Annotated in this window: 16 protein-coding genes; 11 read left to right on the forward strand and 5 right to left on the reverse strand. The window is 34.5% G+C overall.

The window, feature by feature from the left end; genetic code table 11:
* Positions 1-2 precede the first annotated feature (2 nt).
* The 3 genes from Q0X14_RS01825 to Q0X14_RS01835 all read right to left on the reverse strand — a co-directional run bounded on the left by Q0X14_RS01825 (position 3) and on the right by Q0X14_RS01835 (position 2,526).
* Positions 3-614, reverse strand: coding sequence for a cyclic nucleotide-binding domain-containing protein (locus Q0X14_RS01825; protein WP_297841647.1), 612 nt, complete (start codon positions 612-614; stop codon positions 3-5).
* Positions 553-1,317, reverse strand: coding sequence for a 1-(5-phosphoribosyl)-5-[(5-phosphoribosylamino)methylideneamino] imidazole-4-carboxamide isomerase (locus Q0X14_RS01830; RefSeq protein ID WP_297841652.1), 765 nt, complete (start codon positions 1,315-1,317; stop codon positions 553-555). The genes Q0X14_RS01825 and Q0X14_RS01830 overlap by 62 nt, the downstream gene beginning before the upstream one ends.
* A gap of 63 nt (positions 1,318-1,380) precedes the next feature.
* Entirely contained in the window at positions 1,381-2,526 is a 1,146-nt protein-coding gene (locus Q0X14_RS01835) for an acyl-CoA dehydrogenase family protein (RefSeq protein WP_297841655.1), read from the reverse strand.
* 122 nt (positions 2,527-2,648) lie between these two features.
* Between Q0X14_RS01835 and Q0X14_RS01840 the strand changes: the two genes are divergently transcribed.
* The 10 genes from Q0X14_RS01840 to Q0X14_RS01885 all read left to right on the forward strand — a co-directional run bounded on the left by Q0X14_RS01840 (position 2,649) and on the right by Q0X14_RS01885 (position 12,762).
* Entirely contained in the window at positions 2,649-3,488 is an 840-nt protein-coding gene (locus Q0X14_RS01840) for an alpha/beta fold hydrolase (protein WP_297841658.1), read from the forward strand.
* Between the two features lie 13 nt (positions 3,489-3,501).
* Positions 3,502-5,499 carry a heterodisulfide reductase-related iron-sulfur binding cluster gene (locus Q0X14_RS01845; protein ID WP_297841660.1) on the forward strand — a complete coding sequence of 666 codons (1,998 nt, stop codon included), beginning with the start codon at positions 3,502-3,504 and terminating at the stop codon, positions 5,497-5,499.
* 32 nt (positions 5,500-5,531) lie between these two features.
* Positions 5,532-5,726 carry a histone H1 gene (locus tag Q0X14_RS01850; protein WP_297841662.1) on the forward strand — a complete coding sequence of 65 codons (195 nt, stop codon included), beginning with the start codon at positions 5,532-5,534 and terminating at the stop codon, positions 5,724-5,726.
* Positions 5,727-5,799: 73 nt separating this feature from the next.
* Complete coding sequence (locus tag Q0X14_RS01855) at positions 5,800-6,954, forward strand: CapA family protein (protein ID WP_297841665.1); 1,155 nt, start codon at positions 5,800-5,802, stop codon at positions 6,952-6,954.
* Positions 6,955-7,023: 69 nt separating this feature from the next.
* Positions 7,024-8,229 (forward strand): MFS transporter, encoded by a 1,206-nt coding sequence (locus Q0X14_RS01860; RefSeq protein WP_297841667.1) that lies wholly within the window; start codon positions 7,024-7,026, stop codon positions 8,227-8,229.
* Between the two features lie 2 nt (positions 8,230-8,231).
* On the forward strand, positions 8,232-9,239 hold the full coding sequence (gene dusB / locus Q0X14_RS01865; protein WP_297841670.1) for a tRNA dihydrouridine synthase DusB: 1,008 nt from the start codon (positions 8,232-8,234) through the stop codon (positions 9,237-9,239).
* The gene (locus Q0X14_RS01870; RefSeq protein ID WP_297841673.1) at positions 9,239-9,823 is read left to right on the forward strand and encodes a hypothetical protein; all 585 of its coding nucleotides are present in this window, start codon (positions 9,239-9,241) and stop codon (positions 9,821-9,823) included. Before dusB ends, Q0X14_RS01870 begins: the two co-directional genes overlap by 1 nt.
* On the forward strand, positions 9,824-11,482 hold the full coding sequence (gene polX, locus Q0X14_RS01875) for a DNA polymerase/3'-5' exonuclease PolX (RefSeq protein ID WP_297841675.1): 1,659 nt from the start codon (positions 9,824-9,826) through the stop codon (positions 11,480-11,482).
* Entirely contained in the window at positions 11,479-12,225 is a 747-nt protein-coding gene (locus Q0X14_RS01880; protein WP_297841676.1) for an enoyl-CoA hydratase/isomerase family protein, read from the forward strand. Before polX ends, Q0X14_RS01880 begins: the two co-directional genes overlap by 4 nt.
* A 12-nt stretch (positions 12,226-12,237) precedes the next feature.
* Positions 12,238-12,762: an adenine phosphoribosyltransferase gene (locus tag Q0X14_RS01885; RefSeq protein ID WP_297841678.1), complete on the forward strand. Its 525-nt coding sequence runs from the start codon at positions 12,238-12,240 to the stop codon at positions 12,760-12,762.
* Between the two features lie 2 nt (positions 12,763-12,764).
* On the opposite strand, the gene rsmI is transcribed toward Q0X14_RS01885, so the two are convergent.
* On the reverse strand, positions 12,765-13,439 hold the full coding sequence (gene rsmI, locus Q0X14_RS01890) for a 16S rRNA (cytidine(1402)-2'-O)-methyltransferase (protein ID WP_297841681.1): 675 nt from the start codon (positions 13,437-13,439) through the stop codon (positions 12,765-12,767).
* Positions 13,440-13,514: 75 nt separating this feature from the next.
* Positions 13,515-14,864 (reverse strand): L-lysine 6-transaminase, encoded by a 1,350-nt coding sequence (gene lat, locus Q0X14_RS01895; protein WP_297841684.1) that lies wholly within the window; start codon positions 14,862-14,864, stop codon positions 13,515-13,517.
* A 268-nt stretch (positions 14,865-15,132) separates the two neighbouring features.
* On the opposite strand from lat, the gene Q0X14_RS01900 reads away from it, so the two are divergent.
* A complete protein-coding gene (locus tag Q0X14_RS01900; RefSeq protein WP_297841687.1) occupies positions 15,133-18,516 on the forward strand; it encodes a S8 family serine peptidase in 3,384 nt (1,127 codons plus the stop codon).
* Positions 18,517-18,553 lie beyond the last annotated feature (37 nt).

Genomic DNA, 18,553 nt, shown 5'->3' on the forward strand with positions numbered 1-18,553 from the left:
GGCTAACTCCCGTTTGATTTAGTTATTAGAAGTTGAAAATAGTCTTCGTTTAATTTTCTTAATCTTTCAGCAAGAATGACTGAAATTCCCTGAAGTATTTTAATTCCTTTCTTTGGGAATTTTTCAATAAACTCATCCAAGTCAGGTTTGAAGAGAACAGAAATACGGCAATCCGTAAGTGCAATAGCAGAAGCTGATCTTTTTTCTCCATCAACAAGTGCGAGTTCTCCGAAAAAATCTCCTTTAACAAAATTTGCAAGCGTGTGTTCTTTTCCTGAGCTATCTTTTCTCCTGATTTCAACTTCACCTTCGCGAACAATGTACAAACCAATTCCCGGATCTCCCTGAAGAAAAATAAATTCACCTGCTACATAAGTTCGGTTATGAATAATTTCGAGCAGAAGTTTTAATTCTTTTCTGGACAAAGAAGAAAACAGCGGAATTGAACTCAATGACTTTTCAAGGTCGTGTCGTTCGGTTGGAGAATTAAAAAAGTTTGTCCAGAAACTACTCTTGACAATTTTTGTTTTTTCTTCTGTCATAAGAAATCCTTTAATTAAAAATTCCTGATTCAGCAATTCGCCATATTTTCTGACAGGGAAATCTGTTTTCATATAAAGCCCTTCCAATAATTACAGAATCAATTCCCTGATCAAGATAATTTTGTAAATCAAGCAATTCATCTTTATTACGAATACCACCAGAGTGAGTAACTTTAGCGTTAGTCAATTTTGCAACATTAAGTGAATACTGGATATTTGGTCCACCAAGCACTCCATTACGCTTAATATCTGTAACAACAAATCTTTCAATTCCCATCTCAGCCATTTCTTTTGCAAAAGAAAGATAATTTATGCCGGTTTTATTTTGTCTTCCTCTAGTTATAAGTTCTTCATCCACAATGTCAAGTGAAATTACAACTTTGTTTGGTCCGTGTTTCTCAAAAAGTTTATTGAATAGCTGTCTGTTTTCCAAAGCCATTGTATTTATGGCAATTCTGCAAATTCCCATTTCAAATAGTGCATCTGCATCTTCTATTGTTCTTACACCACCAGCAAACTCAACCGGAATGATAACTGACGAACAAATTTTTTCAATTATCGGAAAATTCTTGTGTGAATGGTCAATCGCTCCGTCAAAATCAACTACATGCAACATCTTTGCATTTTCAGCTCGCCAAATCATTGCCATTTCAACCGGGTCATTTCCATATTCCTTACAATTCAGTTCGGGAATTCCCTGAACAACTCGCACAGTTTTTCCATCTTTAATATCAATCGAAGGAATAACAAGTAAATATTTTTTTAAGGGATGCATAATTTCAGATTTTTGTCTGGTTTAATTTAACTATGATATTTATGAAAATAAATTCATATCGAATCAATTCATCCATTTACCATTTGATTTAATTACGTGCCTTCCAATAATCATTTTCTGAATCTCGTTAGTTCCTTCAAAAATTTTAAGGATTCTTGCATCACGATAATATCGCTCTAAAGGCAATTCACGACTGAATCCCATTCCACCGTGAATTTGTAAAGCTTTATCTGCAATTTCAACCATTGCTTCTGAACAAAACAATTTTACAATTGCAGCTTCCTGCGAAACATCTTTGTGCTCGTCATACAACTTAGCAGTTCGATAAACTATACTTTCCATCGGATAAATTTTAGCAGCCATTTCTGCTAACATAAACTGAACTGCCTGGAATCTGCTGATTGGTTCACCAAATTGTTTTCTTTGTTTTGAGTATCCGGTTGAAATTTCAAGTAACTCTTTTGAAGCTCCAAGACAACAAGCTCCCAAGCCAAGTCTTCCTGCATCAAGAGTTTTCATTGCTATTAAAAATCCTCTTCCATCCTGACCAATTATATTTTCTTTTGGTACTTCAACATTCTCAAAAGTTATTGAATTGGTTACACTGCCTCTTATTCCTAGTTTCTTTTCTTTGGGACCAACAAAAACTCCCGGAAAATCTTTCTCGACGACAAATCCGGTTATTCCTTTTTCAGTTCTTGCAAATACAGAAAATACATCAGCAATTCCTGCATTAGTAATCCACACTTTTGAACCGTTAATAATCCATTTATCTCCTTTTAATTCTGCTTTTGTTTGAAGATTGAAAGTATCAGAACCGGCTTCAGCTTCTGTTAGTGCGAATGCTGCAATTTTTTCTCCCGAAGTTAGTGAAGGAAGGTATTTCTTTTTCAATTCTTCTGAGCCGCCAATAAAAATTGCATTTGTTCCGATTGACTGATGTGCGCCAATGAAAGTTGCTGTTGAGCTACAAGCTCTGGTGATTTCTTCCTGCAGAATGCAATAACCAATTTCACCGAATCCTGAACCACCATATTTTTCCGGAAAAGCTGTTCCTAAAAAACCAACTTCGGCAATTTTTTTAATAAGCTCTTTCGGAATTTCTTCATCTTCATCAATTTTTTTTGCTAAAGGTCGAATTTCTGAATCCGCAAACTCTTTAACCAGTCCGCGAAGCATTTTTTGTTCGTCTGTAAATTGAAAATCCATATTTGCCTCAATTTTTAATAACAATAATTGTGAAAAAGTCAAATTTTTAACACAGATAAAATAATTGCTAAATTTTTAAAAATTATTGACTTTTCAAGCATATTTATTGATATTTCAGGCCAATGAGAGAAGAATTTAGCTTTTTAACGCAATCAGGCAATAAAATCAGGGCATCGATTTATCATCAAGATATTTCAATTTCTAAAACTTGTTTGATTTTAGTTCACGGATTCAAAGGATTTAAAGATTGGGGATTCTGGCCTTACACAGCTGAGTATTTTTCAAATAAAGGTTTTAATGTAGTCAGTTTTAATTTTTCGCATAACGGAGTTGGAAAATCATTAACAGAATTTGATGAGCTTGAAAAATTTGCGGATAATACGATTTCTCTCGAAGTAAGTGAATTAAATGAAATAATTGTTGCTGTAAAAAACAGTCATTTTGGAAAAATAAAATGTTCGTCTGTTGGTTTGGTTGGACACAGCAGAGGTGGTGCGGTTAGTATTCTAGCAGCATCGAATAATAAAAATGTAGATGCATTGGCTGTTTGGGCTTCCGTTGCAAAACTTGATCGTTATACCGAAAGACAGAAAAAAGAATGGCGTGAAAAAGGTTTTATCGAAGTTTTGAATTCCCGCACAAATCAAATGATGAGAATGAATGCAGCATTACTTGAAGATATTGAAGCGAATAAAAATTCATCCTTAAATATTGAAAAAGCTGTAAAAAGTTTGAATAAACCATTTTTAATAATTCACGGTGAACAGGATTTAACAGTTCCTGTTGATGAAGGCAGATTACTTTATGAATATTCTGATAAAAAATTAACTGAGTTCGAAATTATTCCTTCATCAGGTCATACTTTTGATATTGTTCATCCGCTTGAATCATCCAACACTAAATTTGATAGAGTATTGGAAAAAACATTATCATTTTTCAAAAAATATCTGAATAACAATTGACTCATTCTTACTTATGGAATTAAAAAATTACATTTTCATTCTGGTTTTTCTTTCCGCATTTGGATTTTTTGGTTATAGCTGTTTTCGTCTCTACAGGTTTATGCTTGTTGCAAAAAAGGAGGATAACAGGTTTGATAATCTCAAAGAAAGAATTAAAAGAGTTCTTGTTATTGCTTTTGCCCAAACAAAATTACTAAGAGATCCTGTAGCTGGTTTGTTGCATCTTCTTATTTTCTGGGGATTTATGCTTTTTATTTTTGCTGTAATCGAATCAATCATTCAAGGATTTTACTCTCCATTCACTTTATCATTTCTTGGGTTCTTTTATACTATTATTTCTTTTGTTCAGGACATCTTTGGTGTTTTTGTAATTATAGCCGTTTTAGTTTCCTTTTACAGAAGGTTTATTCAGAAAGTACCAAGATTGAATGTTGATAAAGAAGGCAAACTTGATGCAGCTTTTATTCTGGTTATGATAATGTTTGTTTGTGTTTCGATGTTCGGATACAATTCTGCTGCTTTCTCATTAAATAATTTTAACTTCCATCCGAATGAATACAGGCCAATTTCTGCATCTTTAAGCTTTTTAATTTTTGATTCCACTTCAACATCAAATACTTTTATCTATGAATTTTTCTGGTGGATGCACATTCTCATAATTTTTGGATTCCTGAACTATTTACCATATTCAAAACATCTTCATGTTTTAACTTCAATCCCAAATGTATTCTTTGCTAATCTTGAGCCCAAAAGAAATACAATTAAACCGTTAAATCTTGAAGATGAAAATGCCGATACTTTTGGTGCATCAGATATTGAAGAACTATCCTGGAAACAAATTCTTGATGGATATTCTTGTACTGAATGTGGCAGATGCACAGATGCTTGTCCTGCTCATACAGTTGGCAAATCATTATCACCAAGAGAAATAATTGTCAATATTCGACAGCGCACTAAAGATAAAGCTCCGCTACTTGTTGACGGAAAAACTGATGAAGATGTTACGAACAAAAAACTTGTTCACGATTATGTTAAAGATATTGAGCTTTGGGAATGTACAACTTGTATGGCGTGTGTTCAGGAATGTCCGGTAATGATTGAACATCTTGATTCAATAATTGATATGAGAAGATATCTTGTTTTAACCGAATCCGAATTTCCTTCTAATTTGAATAATGTCTTCAAAAGTCTTGAAACGAATTATACTCCGTGGGCATTCAATTCTGCTGACAGAGCTGCCTGGGCTGAAGGTATGAACATAAAAACATTAGCTGAAGATTCTGATGGAGAAATTCTTTTCTGGGTTGGATGTGCAGGTTCATTTGATGACAGATATAAAAAAGTTACAAAAGCTTTTGCAACAATTATGCAGAAAGCTGGTGTGGATTTCAGAATACTTGGTACAGAAGAAAAATGTAATGGAGATACTGCAAGAAGATTAGGCAATGAATATCTCGCTCAGATGATGATGCAGGAAAACATTGCAACATTAAATTCATATAATGTGAAGAAAATAGTAACCGCTTGTCCGCATTGTTTTCATTCATTGAAAAATGAGTATCCTCAATTCGGTGGAAATTTTGAAGTTAAACATCATTCAGAATTCATAAGCGAGCTGATAAACGAAGGTAAACTTCAATTAAAAGATTCAAATGTTAAAAAAGAGATTACTTATCACGATTCCTGTTACCTTGGCAGATACAATGATGTGTATGAAGCTCCAAGAAATGTTATAAACTCAGCATCAATAGAAATAAAAGAGATGAACAGAAACAAAAGTCGTGGTTTTTGTTGCGGAGCTGGCGGTGGCAGAATGTTTTTAGAAGATGAAGAAGGCGGAAGAATAAATGAAGAAAGAACGAAAGAAGCACTTTCAACCGGAGTTGATACAATTGCTTCAGCTTGTCCGTTTTGTATGACAATGTTGAATGATGGAGTAAAACATTTTGAAAAACAGGATACAGTTCAGGTAAAAGATATTGCTGAAATTATTCTTGAAAACATTAATTAACTTTCATTCACTAACCTTTATAGGAGGACCAAATGGACCAATACCAAAAACTTGTTGATTTCGTAAAATCTCTTGAGCCGGATTTTCATAAATTCTATGAAAAAGGTCAATCTGCTGCTGGAACAAGAGTAAGAAAAGGACTAAGCGAATTAAGAAAGCTTTGTCAGGAAATCAGAAATAATGTTCAGGAAGTTAAAGCTCAGAGAAAAGCTCAGAAAAATCCGTAAACATTAGTTAATGATTATTTTCTTTAAGGCTGAGTTAGTAATAGCTCAGCCTTTTATCATATTCTAAAAACAAATGATTAAGACAGTACTTCTCATTACCTCGCTTCTGATTTCTTATTTTTTCTCAATAAGTCATTTTGAGTTAAAAATAAATCAAAGTTTAGTTGCAACTGACTCAATTGTAACAATACGAATTGCTGTTGTTGGTGATTTAATGTGTCATTCGCCTCAGTACAATTATGCAAAGGTTGCAAAGGATTCATTTGACTTTAATCCTGTGTACAGATTTGTAAAACCTTATCTTGAACATGCTGATTTTACTTTCGGAAATCTTGAAACAGTAATTGGAAAAAAAGGAAGTACTTATTCAGGTTATCCAAGATTCAAATCGCCAAAGGAATATGTTTCAGCATTATCTCAGAATGGATTTGATTTTGTTTGCTTTGCTAATAATCATACTCTTGACCAGAGTGAAGCCGGAGTTTATACAACAATTGAAACTTTAATCCGAAATAATCTTGGCTATACCGGAGCTTTTCAATCTCAATGTGACAGAGATTCAATCAGGATTTTTAAACTCAATGAAATTAAAATAGCATTTCTTGCATATTCTTACGGAACAAATGGAAGCTTGATTCCCAAAGGCAAAAAATATTTAATCAATCTTATTGATTTAGAGTTAATACAAAAAGATATTCTGAAAGCCAGAGAAAATGGTGCTGAACTTGTTTTAGTAAATTATCACTTTGGAAACGAATATCAGCGTATTCCATCTGAATTTCAGAAAGCGGTTGTTAATAAGACAATTGAATTTGGTGCTGATTTAATCACTGCAAGTCATCCACATGTTATTCAACCAGCAGAATTCTTCAAAACTCAGAAAGCTAAACTTGATACAGGAATTGTTGCTTATTCGTTGGGAAATTTTATATCCAATCAAAGAAACAGATTTACCGATGCAGGGGTAATTCTTTATTTGAATCTTGAAAAAAATCTTAAATCCAACCAAATAAAAATCTCATCAATCGAATATCTACCGACCTGGGTTTTCAAAGGCAGAACTGAAAGAGGAAATGAATACTTAATCCTTCCGATTAATGACGAAACCTTCTATCAGGAGCTTCCATTTTTAACAGAAATTGATAAAGCAAAAATCAAACAGGCAAAATCAGATACTGATGAGATAATAACTTACTATACACAGAATGTAAAGTTATATCGTCACTGATAATCACTAATTATTTGGTGCTTTAACATTAACTTTGCAACTCAGAATTAGTTAAATGCAGAAGTTTTAATGAAAAAAGAATCAACAGCTCTAATCTTAATATTTTTAACAGTATTTATTGATTTGTTGGGATTTGGTCTCCTGATTCCGATTCTCCCTGCTTTTGGACTGAAAGTACTTAATATTGATGAAGCTTCAATCGGAATTGTAATTTCAGCTTATTCATTCATTCAATTTATTTTCAATCCGATTTTTGGAAGAATTTCAGATAAGCGGGGAAGAAGACCTGTAATCATTTTTTGTCTGTTGTTAAATGCAATCGGTTATCTGTTATTTTCTATAACAAACAGTTTTTTACTCTTATTGCTTTCAAGAGTTATTGCAGGAATAGGAGGTAGTAGTATATCAGTGGCACAAGCGTACATTGCTGATGTAACTACTCCTGAAAATCGTTCAAAAGGAATGGGCATAATAGGAAGTGCGTTCGGATTGGGATTTGTTTTTGGTCCTTTGCTCGGAGGAATTTTATCTGAGTTTGGTTATGCTGTTGTTGGTTATGTTTCGGCTGGATTTTCTTTTCTGGCATTTGTTCTCACAACTTTTCTTTTACCAGAGTCTTTAAAAATTTCTGTTCAACCTCATGCTGAAACTATTACACCGCAGAGAAAAAGAAAGCTAATCGATGTTGAATCTTTCAAACATGTGTTCAGAAAACCTGATCTGGCTTTATTGATATCGCTATTCTTTGTATTAACATTTTCATTTGCGAATATTTACGGAACATTCGCTTTACTTGGGATTCAGGTTTATCATTTTACTGACAGACAAAATGGTTATATGTTTGGGATAATCGGATTGACTTCAGCAATTGTTCAGGGAACTTTAATCGGAACAATAAATAAATTTCTTTCGAAAAAGAATATTTTCATTATTAGTTCTTTCCTTATCAGTCTTAATCTTGCTCTGATTCCTTATGCAGGAAATTTTCTTGGGCTTGCAATCGTTGGATTTTTTCTTTCAATAGGAACCGGATTATTCCAACCAACAATTCTTAGTCTTATTTCTGAAGTTACATCAGAACAGGAACAGGGAATGACTTTAGGAATAAATCAATCAATGTCAGCATTTGCAAGAATGCTTGGACCGCTTTGGGGTGGATTTGCCTTTGAATATTTGGGTTATCCTTTTCCGTTTTTGACTGGAGCATTGTTCACCGCAATCATATTTTTGGTAAGTATTTTTTATCTTCCTAAAAAACTTAAATGGAATGATTAGTAATGTTCAAAGTTGGAAAGATTGAAATAGAAAAAGCGATATTGCTTGCACCGATGGAAGATGTAACTGATCTTTCATTCAGACTTGTGTGTAAAGAACTTGGTGCAGAGGTAGTCTATACTGAATTTGTTAATTCAGAAGGATTGATACGTGGTAGCGAGAAGACTCACAAAAAATTAAAAATACATCAGGCAGAAAGACCAGTCGGAATTCAGATTTATGGAGGTAATCCGGAATCAATGATAGAAGCTGCTAAAATTGCTGAGGATGAAAATCCGGATATAATTGACATCAATGCTGGTTGCTGGGTTAAAAATGTTGTTGGTTGTGGTGCCGGAAGTGCTTTATTGAAAGATCCGGAGTTTATGCAAAAGCTTATCAAAGGAGTTGTTGATAATGTAAAACTTCCCGTTACCGTTAAAACAAGAATTGGATGGGATGAAAACAGTATTCAGATTCTGGAGATTGCAAAAAGATTAGAAGATATTGGAGTTGCAGCATTAACAGTTCATTGCAGAACAAGAAAAATGGGTCATCGTGGTGAACCTGACTGGAGCTGGATTCCAAAGATTAAAGAAGTTGTGAAAATTCCGGTTGTGCTTAATGGTGGTGTTTTCACTCCTGAAGATGTTAAGAGAGCTTTTGATGAAACTAATGCTGATGCTGTAATGATTGCTAGAGGAGCGATAGGCAATCCCTGGATTTTTCTTGAATCGAAAGAGCTTTTGAATAAAGGATTTGTTTCAACTGTTGTAGATGAAGAATTAAAAATTAAAACCTGTCTCAGACATCTTAAACTTGCAATAGATATTAAAGGTGAACGCAGAGCTGTGATTGAGCATAGAAAATTTTATACGGGATATTTGAAAGGAATGCATCACGCATCCAAAATCAGAAGTGAGGTAATGCAATTTTATGATTACACCTCAGTTGAAAATTGTTTGCTCAATTATCTTGACGAATTGAAAATTCTCAAAACTCAAAGCGAAATCAGAAATACAATCATCTGATGAAAAATAAATTTGCCAGATTGATTTCGACTATTTTTGTCCCGCCTTCATTTACTATAATAGTTTATTCAATCTTTGCTTTTTCAATTGAAACATCATTTCAAAATTCGTTAACGGTTTTTCTTGTTGCTTTGATTTTCGGATTCATTTTACCGATTGCAATGTTCATTTTAATGAGAAAGAAAAAAATGATTTCAGATAATGACGCAATGATTAAAGACCAGAGAACTTTACCTTATTTAATTGCAGTTGTCTTTTACTCAATTGGCTTAATAATCTTGTTACTTTCAAAAGTTTCGATAATTTCAATTGCGTTCTGGTTTTGTTATATCAGTAACACATTCATTACTATCATAATAAATAAATACTGGAAGATAAGTGCTCACTCGATGGGTGCGAGTGGTGCTGCGGCAGCTTTATTTTTTACTTTTGGATGGAGTAGTTTTGTAGCAATGATTATTGCTTTGTTTGTTGGTTGGTCAAGAATTGAATTGAAATGTCATTCGTTGAGTCAGGTTGTAGCCGGAATTTTGCTGGCTTTTTTTTCAGTTTACATTCAAATGAAATTAATTACCGGATTATAAATGTCAGAGAGAAAAGAAATAATAAATCTTCTTTATAACATCGCTGATTTACTTGAATTCAAAGGAGAAAATCCATTCAAAGTAAATGCCTTCAGAAATGGTGCAAATGTAATCAGACAACTCGGAGATAAGTTTGATGTTTATCTTAAAGAAAAGCGACTTGCTGAAGTTAAAGGAATAGGTAAAGGGCTACAATCAGTTATTTATGAATTTGCTGAGAAAGGAGAATCAAGCGAATTAAAATCTTTACTGGAAAATATTCCGGAAACTTTGCTGGAGTTATTTTCAATTCACGGTCTTGGTCCTAAAAAAATAAAACTTCTTTATGATCAACTTGGAATTACTTCAATCGGTGAACTTGAGTATGCCTGTAAAGAAAACCGTATAGCTTTACTGAAGGGATTTGGAAAAACTACTCAGGAAAAAATTCTTGCTGAGCTTGAGAAAAGAAAGTACTTTGCTAAATATATACTACTGAATCAAGCTGATAAAATCGCTAATGAAATAGAAGCTGAACTATCAACAATAAAATCTGTAAAGAAAATCTCAAGAACAGGTGAGTTGAGAAGAATTCGCGAGGTAATATCACAAATTGATTTTGTTGTTTTGATTGATAAGGAAAAAACTTTTATCGAGCATTTTGAAATTACTGAAAAGAAAAACAATCAGTTATTTATAAAAACCAATTATCAAATTCCTGTTTCGATTTATTTTACAAAAGATTTAGAGACTTTCGAAAAGACTTTGTTCGATTCAACTGGCTCAAGGGAATTTCTTTCCAAATCAGGATTTGAATTTGTTAAACTTAAAGGCAAAAGCGAGTCAGAATTTTTCAAATCAATGAAGATGGAATTTGTAATTCCTGAGATGCGCGAAGAAGAATATTTTTCGTTGAAAGAGAAAAACAGAAAAAATTCTGATCTTAATTTCAGCAATATGCAAGGATTGCTTCACTTCCACACAACTTTTTCTGATGGAAGAGACACACTCGATTCAATGATACACAAAGCCAAAGAGCTTGGATTTAATTATGCTGCAGTATGTGATCACAGTAAATCAGCTTTTTATGCAAATGGTTTGAATGAAGAGCGAATACTCGAACAGAAAAAACTGCTGAAACAATTTTCCGAAGAGAAAAACTTTGTTGTCTTTCAGGGAATTGAATCTGATATATTAACTGATGGTTCACTTGATTATTCAAATGACTTTTTGAAAAATATTGATTTCGTTGTTGCATCAGTTCATTCACAGTTCAATTTATCTGAAACTGATATGACCAAACGAATTATCAAAGCAATTGAAAATCCTTACACTGATTTATTAGGTCATCCAACCGGAAGACTTTTACTTTCAAGAGATTCATACAAAGTTGATGTGAAAAAAATAATTGATGCTTGTGCTGCAAATGATGTTGCAATTGAAATCAATTCAAATCCAAGACGACTTGACCTCGATTGGCGATGGATTTATTATGCCCGGAATAAAGGTTGTAATTTCTCAATTAACGCAGATGCACATTCAACTGAGGATTTACTTTATACAAAATACGGAATCTCAATCGCACGAAAAGGTGGAATTCAACAGAAGGAAGTTATAAATTGTTTGGCTTTGAATGAGTTCAAAAAATTTCTGAAAAGAAAAGCTGAGAGAAATTTATGATTAAATACGAAATAAAAAACAATACCGCTGTAATAACATTAAATCGTCCTGATAAACGCAATGCATTAAATTCAGAACTTGTTGCATTGATAAAAGAAAAATTCTTTGAAGCAGAATCAGACAATTCAATCAAATCAATAATTTTAACAGGTGAAGGCAAAGCATTTTGTGCCGGTGCTGATTTGGAATATCTGAGTCAGATAAAAAACAATTCCGCAGTTGAAAATGAAAAAGATTCCAGATCATTAGCTGAGATGTTTCTTAAAATTTACAACTGTAAAAAACCGACAATAGCTGCAGTCAATGGTGCTGCAATAGCTGGTGGTTGCGGACTTGCATCAGTTTGTGATTTTATTGTTGCCAGTCCTTCAGAATCAAAATTTGGTTATTCAGAAGTTAAGATTGGTTTTGTGCCGGCTATTGTTTCGATCTTTTTATTAAAAAAAGTTGGCGAGGGAAAAGCAAAACAATTAATGCTTAGTGGCGAAATCATTGACGGAACTGTTGCTTATCAGATTGGTTTGGTAAATTATCTTTCCGAAAATGTTCTTAAGGAAGCATTTAATCTTGCTGAAAAATTAAATGCAAATTCATTAGAAAGTATGATGATGACGAAGCATATGATTCACACCATTTCATCAATGAATGTTGAAGATGCAGTTAAATATTGTTTAAGACTTAATGTATTAAGTCGCTCAACTAAAGATTTTGAAGAAGGAATAAATAAATTTCTAAATAAGTAATTAAGGTATTTTATGGATCTTAAAGAATACATCAGAAATATAAAAGATTTTCCGAAACAGGGAATAATGTTTCGTGATATTACAACTCTTCTTAAAAATCCTCAAGCAATGAAATACACAAGTGAAAAGCTATTGGATTTTGCTAAAGGTTTAAAGGTTGATAAAGTCGTTGGTATTGAATCGCGTGGATTTATCTTCGGTTCAATACTTTCTGAAAAATTAAATGCGGGTTTTGTACCTGTTAGAAAACCCGGAAAACTTCCTGCTGAAAAAGAACAGGCAACTTATCAACTTGAATACGGAACTGATACTTTGGAAGTTCATAAAGATGCAATAAATCCGGGCGATAATGTTCTCATTCACGATGATTTGCTTGCAACCGGTGGAACAATGGAAGCTGTTTGTAAAATGATTGAGAAACTTGGAGGAAATGTCGTTCAGATTTCTTTTATAATCGAGTTAAGTTTTCTGAAGGGAAGAGAGAAACTGAAATCTTATGATGTAAGAAGTATAGTTGAGTATCATTCTGAAGATTAGTGTTACTGTCTCCAGTTTTTAGGAGCGATTATAATTACAAATTCTCCCTTAATAATTTTTTCTGAAACATTTGATTTGATTTCAGCGGGAAATCCTCGCCAGCATTCTTCAAATTTTTTTGTTAATTCTCTGCAAACAACTATCAATCTTTCGGGCATGTGTTCAATCAATTCATCCAAAAGTTTTTCAATCCTGTAAACAGATTCATACAGAACAATTGTTCGTTCTTCTTCGGCTAATTGTTTAAGTTTTTTTTGTCGTCCTTTTTTTTGAGGAAGGAAACCTTCAAATACAAATGAATCAGTTGGTAAACCGCTGATTGATAACGCTGCAATGACTGCAGAAGCTCCGGGAATTGCAATAACTTCTATTTTATTTTTGATTGCTTCAGAAATTAGTCTGTTGCCCGGGTCTGAAATAGTCGGTGTTCCGGAATCAGAAACTAATGCAGCTGAATTTCCCGAAAGAATTTTTTCAATTATCTGATGAAGTTTTTGAGATTCATTAAATGCATTAAGTGAGATGAGCTCTTTACTTATTTCATAATGTCTGAGCAGATTTCCTGTTACTCGTGTGTCTTCACAAATAATAAAATCAACCTCTTTAAGAGTCTCAAGCGCTCTTAAAGTAATATCTTTCAAGTTTCCGATTGGTGTACTGACTACAAAAAGTTTCATAATTTTTAAAAACGATAACGGCTCCAAACCAATGGAGCCGCCTCGTGCAAGTAGTGTAACATAAATTGTTATTAGCTACGACATAAAATTCAAAACTTTTCTGATAATATGCAAGCCCTCATCAACTTCATCTTTGGTAATTGTCAATGGCGGTCTGAATCTGATTGCTTTTTCACCACAACCAAGAATCATAAGTTTTTCCTTATAAGCAATTTTTCTGAATTTATTTCTGAGTTCAGTTGATGGTAAGTCAAATGAACACATAAGTCCCAGTCCACGGGCATTGCTGATTAAAGATGGGAAATCATTTTGAAGTTTAATCAATTCATTTTTCAGATGTTCACCAACTATTCTTGAATTTTCAACAAGATTATCATTATGGATAACATCAAGAATAAATTTTGAACGAACCATATCAACCAAGTCAGCTCCCCAGGTTGAATTTATTCTGCTTGATACTTTGAAGCAGTTATTTTCAACTTCATCAACTCTGTCTGAAACCATAATACCACAAACCTGAGCTTTTTTCCCGAAAGAAATTATGTCAGGTTTAACAAAATATTCAGAAGCCCAGAACTTTCCGGTAATGCCGAATCCAGTTTGTACTTCGTCGAACATCAGCATAATATCATTTTCATCGGCAATCTCACGAAGTTTTATAAAGAATTCTTTTCTGAAGAAATGATCTCCACCTTCTGCCTGAATTGGTTCAATAATTATCACAGCTATATCATCAGGATTGTTTTTAATCGCTGCGTAGATTTCATCAATTGCCTGGTTTTCTAATTTGATGATTTCTTCAAGATGGTTTTCAATTGGAAATTTAACTTTTGGATTAATAATTCTAGGCCAGTTGAACTTTGGAAAATATTTTACTTTTGTAGGATCGGTATTTGTTAAAGATAAAGTGTAACCACTTCTTCCGTGAAAAGCTTCTCTGAAATGAATAACCTGAAATCCTTTTTCTTCCTTAAATCCTTTTTGAAAATTTTTCTGAACTTTCCAATCGAATGCGACTTTAAGCCCGTTTTCAACTGCTAAAGTTCCACCGGAAATAAAGAATAAATGTTTCATATAATCAGGTTTTGCAACTCGTGCAAATGTATCAACAAAATCTGCCATATAAGTTGTATATATGTCAGAGTTGGAAGGTTTATTCACAGCCACAAAACCAAGCGTATTCTGAACCTCTTCAGATCTTAGATAAGGGTGATTCAATCCTAACGGAGAAGAAGCAAAAAAAGTGAAAAAATCAAAATAACTTTCACCAGTTTTCTCATCTACAAGATGTACACCATTGCTGTTTTGTAAATCAAGTACAATATCAAAACCATCAGCAAGCATAAATTTAGCTATGGTTTCGTGAACTTTTGATGGTTCAATAGAAGGTTTTATAAGCATTTCAGGGTTTAATACTGATTTCATAAAAAATCTCCTTGAAAGATTTTTATGTTATTAAATATTTTTATTAGGAAAAGTTAAAAAGGAAGGTAAAGCTTAAAAGACATTTTCAAAGCTGGAAACAAAGTAGCTTCTGTGCGAAATGGACGATATTTGATTGATAATTCTTTTCATAATTCTCTGGTAAAATTAATTCATTTGCTTAAATTTTTCAATTTATTTCTTGAATAAAATTATTTTACTAATTATGTTTGTAAGAAATTCATCCAACCAATAAATGAGGAGCAATCAAGTGAAAAAACAAGCACTTTTTCTGTTCGTTTTAATTGCTTTCGTCGCTACTTCGCTAGCTCAGGTAGAAGTAAGCTCGAGGTTGCAGGAAGCAATTCAAAAAGCTGGTCCAGATGATTATGTTAGAGCGTTAGTGCTTCTGAGAGATCAAGTGGACCTATTAGCATTAGATCAACGGCTTTATCATGAAAAAGCCACATTAGAAAGAAGAGCTTATGAGGTAATTACAGCACTTCAGAGAAAAGCTCAGGAAACCCAACCAAATCTATTAAATTATCTTCAGGCAAAAGAATCAGCTGGTGAAGTATTCCAATACCAATCCTTCTGGGTTGCAAACCTTGTAATGGTAGAAGCAAAACCATCAGTGATGCTGGAATTGATGTCGAGAATGGATATTGCTCAAATGGATTTGGATGCCATTCTTGAATTAGATAAGCCAGAAGTTGTGTCCGAAGGTGATGTAGAGGGACACGAATCAGTCGAAATTGGTTTACGTGTTATAAAAGCAGATCAGCTTTGGGCAATGGGAATTACAGGTCAGGGCAGACTTTTAATGAACATTGACACAGGAGTTTACCCGAATCATCCAGCACTTCAGCATAAATGGAGAGGAAATCATGTTCCATCAAATCAGGCGTGGTTTGATCCAGGTGGAGGAACAACAACTCCTAGTGATTGTGATGGACACGGTTCTCACACAATGGGAACAATGGTAGGAAGATCACTCACAACTCCTGATACAGTTGGAGTTGCAATCGATGCAGAATGGATTGCTGCAAAAACAATTTGTTCAAGTCCGCACACATCAAATTCCGTAGCAGCATTTCAATGGGCAATGAATCCGGATGGAAATCCTGCGACAATTGACGATATGCCCGATGCAATTTCAAATAGTTGGTATGACCCTTCTGTAACTAACGAGTGCTCTGGAATTTATAAAACTACACTTGATGCAGTTGAAACTGCTGGTATTGCAGTAGTTTTTTCAGCTGGAAATAGTGGTCCAGGTGCCAGCACAATTACTAAACCAAAGAATATCAATACTAATGAAGTAAATGTTTTCTGTGTTGCTGCAATTGATGCAGTATCTTATAACGGTGGAAATAATAATCCTATTGCAAGCTTTTCAAGTCGTGGTCCTTCGGTTTGTGGAGGAACAGGTTCATTATTAATTAAGCCTGAAGTTTCTGCTCCCGGAGTAAATGTTCGTTCTTCAGGAAGTTCAACCGGTTATACTGTTCTTAGTGGTACTTCAATGGCTTCACCGCATGTTGCCGGTGCCATTGCTTTATTAAAACAATTTGCACCAACATTAACCGGACAACAAATTAAATTTGCTCTATACAACACTGCTATTGATCTTGGAACTGCAGGTGAGGATAATACTTACGGTACAGGTTTAATTGATGTTGTTGCAGCAATGATGAGTTTAGGAACTCCTGATACTATTCCGCCAACGACAATAACCGATTTAGCAGTAGTTGATCCAACATCAAATTCCCTAAGACTTACCTGGACAGCACCACTTGATACTTCAATGGGTGGTGTAACACAATATGATATTCGATGGTCTTTATCACCAATTACAGATACTACATCATTTTACGCAGCTAATCCGTTAACATATCCCGGAGTACCTGGCGCAGCCGGAACACCTCAGGAGTTACTCGTTACCGGATTAAACTTTAGTACTACATACTATTTCGCAATTCGCTCAAGAGATGCATGGGGCAACTGGTCTGATGTATCCAACAGTCCATCAGGAACAACATTAGCAGCACCAGTGATAAGTGTAAGTCCGGCATCAATGCTGAAAATACTTGAGCCGAACACAACAGTAGTAGATTCAGTGATGATATCAAATGTATCCACATCATCATCAACACTTGATTTCACAGTATCACTTGAGAATAACACATTTCCGGGAGAAGCAGTAGAGATAAAGTTAGTACCGAAGAATCCTGTAATAACCGAAGGCAACGGAGATGAGATAAAGAATTCAGAGAAAGAAAGAAAAGGAATGTCAATAGAAGGACAGGGCGGACCGGACATATTCGGCTACAGATGGATAGACAGTGATGAACCAAACGGGCCACAGTATGTATGGAATGATATCAGCACAAATCCATCAGCAGTACAGATAACCAGCTGGACAGGAACCCTTGATGATGGATACACAACAGTACCATTGGGAATGACATTCCCGTTTTACGGAAACAATTATACACAGGCATACTTAAGTACCAACGGATTCTTAAGTTTCACAACATTAACGAGCAGTTACTTCAGTAATGGAACGATACCAAACACAGCACTTCCGAATAATGTAATAGCCCCATTCTGGGATGATTTGGATGGAAGGACACAGGGAAGTGTACATTATTTGCAGGAATCAGGAAAGTTGACGATACAATTCACTAACTGGCAGAAGTACAGTGGAACAGGATCATTGACATTCCAGATAGTATTGTACTCAAGCGGAAAGATAATGTACTACTACAACAATATGAACGCAACATTAAACTCAGCCACAGTAGGCATAGAGAACAGCACGGGGACGGATGGATTACAGATAGCATACAATGCAAACTATGTACATAACAATATGGCAGTAAAGATAGAAGCAGCACCGGAGTGGTTGGTAAACAACATATTCGGAGGGACAGTATATAATGGAAACAGTATGGCAGTACAGCTGACCTTCAAGACGGAGGACTATCCACTGGGGTCATATTCAATGGATATGGTAATACAGAGCAATGATCCGTTAACCCCGAGTGTAACAGTTCCGATACAGATGGAGATAGTAATTCCTGTAGAGTTAGCAGCATTTACAGCGAAGACAGAAAGAGATAATGTAATAATTGAATGGCAGACAGCAACAGAGACGAACAATCAGGGTTTTGAGGTACAGAGGAAGATGGAAGGATTAGAAAGCTGGACAGTAGCAGGATATGTAAGTGGAAAGGGAACAACAACAGAGAGACAGAGTTATCAGTATGTAGATAAGCAGTTAAAGGCAGGAAAGTACATCTACAGATTGAAACAGATAGACCTTGATGGCACGATAGAATACAGTCAGGAGATAGAAGTAGAGGTAGAGATACCGAACGAATATGTATTATATCAGAATTATCCAAATCCATTCAATCCTGCAACGACGATAGAGTTCAGTTTGCCAGAGAAGAGTGAGGTAGTTCTGAGCATATACAATTCATTAGGAGAGAAGGTACGGGAGATATTAAACGGAAGTATGGAAGCAGGCTATCAGAGAGTAGTATTTGATGCGAGAGAATTGCCATCAGGTACATATGTATATCAGATAAATGCAAGGGGAAGTACAAAGTCATTCATTCAATCGAAGAAGATGGCTTTGGTTAAGTAAATCAAATAATTAACTTAAATCACAAGGGCAACTAATA

The sequence above is a fragment of the Ignavibacterium sp. genome (assembly GCF_025998815.1).
Taxonomy (GTDB): Bacteria; Bacteroidota; Ignavibacteria; order Ignavibacteriales; family Ignavibacteriaceae; genus Ignavibacterium.

Bases quoted from the DNA above. Each gene is read 5' to 3' on its own strand.
- rsmI (WP_297841681.1), bottom strand. From the start codon at position 13,439: ATGAAACTTTTTGTAGTCAGTACACCAATCGGAAACTTGAAAGATATT.
- Q0X14_RS01830 (WP_297841652.1), bottom strand. From the start codon at position 1,317: ATGCATCCCTTAAAAAAATATTTACTTGTTATTCCTTCGATTGATATT.
- Q0X14_RS01840 (WP_297841658.1), top strand. From the start codon at position 2,649: ATGAGAGAAGAATTTAGCTTTTTAACGCAATCAGGCAATAAAATCAGG.
- Q0X14_RS01825 (WP_297841647.1), bottom strand. From the start codon at position 614: ATGAAAACAGATTTCCCTGTCAGAAAATATGGCGAATTGCTGAATCAG.
- Q0X14_RS01860 (WP_297841667.1), top strand. From the start codon at position 7,024: ATGAAAAAAGAATCAACAGCTCTAATCTTAATATTTTTAACAGTATTT.
- lat (WP_297841684.1), bottom strand. From the start codon at position 14,864: ATGAAATCAGTATTAAACCCTGAAATGCTTATAAAACCTTCTATTGAA.
- Q0X14_RS01845 (WP_297841660.1), top strand. From the start codon at position 3,502: ATGGAATTAAAAAATTACATTTTCATTCTGGTTTTTCTTTCCGCATTT.
- Q0X14_RS01850 (WP_297841662.1), top strand. From the start codon at position 5,532: ATGGACCAATACCAAAAACTTGTTGATTTCGTAAAATCTCTTGAGCCG.
- Q0X14_RS01855 (WP_297841665.1), top strand. From the start codon at position 5,800: ATGATTAAGACAGTACTTCTCATTACCTCGCTTCTGATTTCTTATTTT.
- Q0X14_RS01835 (WP_297841655.1), bottom strand. From the start codon at position 2,526: ATGGATTTTCAATTTACAGACGAACAAAAAATGCTTCGCGGACTGGTT.
- Q0X14_RS01885 (WP_297841678.1), top strand. From the start codon at position 12,238: ATGGATCTTAAAGAATACATCAGAAATATAAAAGATTTTCCGAAACAG.
- dusB (WP_297841670.1), top strand. From the start codon at position 8,232: ATGTTCAAAGTTGGAAAGATTGAAATAGAAAAAGCGATATTGCTTGCA.
- polX (WP_297841675.1), top strand. From the start codon at position 9,824: ATGTCAGAGAGAAAAGAAATAATAAATCTTCTTTATAACATCGCTGAT.
- Q0X14_RS01870 (WP_297841673.1), top strand. From the start codon at position 9,239: ATGAAAAATAAATTTGCCAGATTGATTTCGACTATTTTTGTCCCGCCT.
- Q0X14_RS01880 (WP_297841676.1), top strand. From the start codon at position 11,479: ATGATTAAATACGAAATAAAAAACAATACCGCTGTAATAACATTAAAT.